The sequence below is a fragment of the Massilia sp. CT11-108 genome (genome assembly GCF_047302915.1).
GTDB lineage: Bacteria > Pseudomonadota > Gammaproteobacteria > Burkholderiales > Burkholderiaceae_D > Telluria > Telluria orientalis.
The window spans coordinates 1-831 of sequence record NZ_JBKYMO010001048.1 but is presented as its reverse complement, the minus strand read 5'-3'; the positions used below and the strand labels follow the sequence as shown (position 1 = coordinate 831).

The window sequence follows — 831 nt, the reverse complement described above, 5'->3', positions numbered from 1 at the left end:
AGCCCGTCGACCTGCACGAACTGGCCGCGCGCCTGCGTGCCCTCGTGCGGCGCGCGCACGGACAGCCGCGCGACCGCCTGCGCGCGGGCGACGTCGAACTCGATCCCGCCGCGCGCACCGTGCGCAAGGGAGAAACGCCGGTGACGCTGTCGACGCGCGAATTCGACCTGCTGCATGCGCTGATGCTGAATGCCAACCGCGTGCTGACGCGCGAACAGCTGGAGCAACACCTGTACAGCTGGGGCCAGGAAGTGGAGAGCAATGCCGTCGAGGTGCACGTGCACAACCTGCGGCGCAAGCTGGGGAGCGCGTCGATCCAGACGGTCCGCGGCGTCGGCTACGTGCTGCGCGATCCCGCGACCCCATGACCCGCGCGGCCCCCTCGCTGCAGCTCCGCCTGCTCGGGCTGATGTTCGGCGTGCTCGCGGCGCTGTGGGCCGCGACGCTCGCGCTGACCCTGTCCGACACGCGCCACGAACTCGACGAGCTGCTCGACGCGCACCTCGCGCAGTCGGCATCGCTGCTGCTCGTGCAGGACGCGGATGCCGACGAGGACGTCGCGGCGCCCGACGCACCGATCCTCCATCGCTACGCGCCGCGCGTCGCCTTCCAGGTGTGGCGCGATGGACGCCTCGTCCTGCGTTCCGCCAACGCGCCCGCGCTGCCGTTCGGTCCCGCCGCCCGGCGCGTGTTCGCCGCCTACGATCACGCGCGCCGACGTACACCTGGCGCCGGCGCGCGCAGGCGCGTGTTGGCCGCCTACGATCAGTATCATATTCACAAAAGACGCAGCCCACGAAAAGAGAGGTGTAGAAAGAGGTGGTGGCCCTA

General features: G+C 70.6%; 1 protein-coding gene and 1 pseudogene. Both read left to right on the top strand.

What is annotated here, in order from left to right; genetic code table 11:
- The coding region (locus ACEN88_RS33045; RefSeq protein ID WP_413346522.1) for a winged helix-turn-helix domain-containing protein at nt 1-368 on the top strand (368 nt) is incomplete at its 5' end.
- Nucleotides 365-831, top strand: a pseudogene (locus tag ACEN88_RS33040) (two-component sensor histidine kinase); the annotation flags it as partial. The gene ACEN88_RS33045 and the pseudogene ACEN88_RS33040, both read left to right, overlap by 4 nt.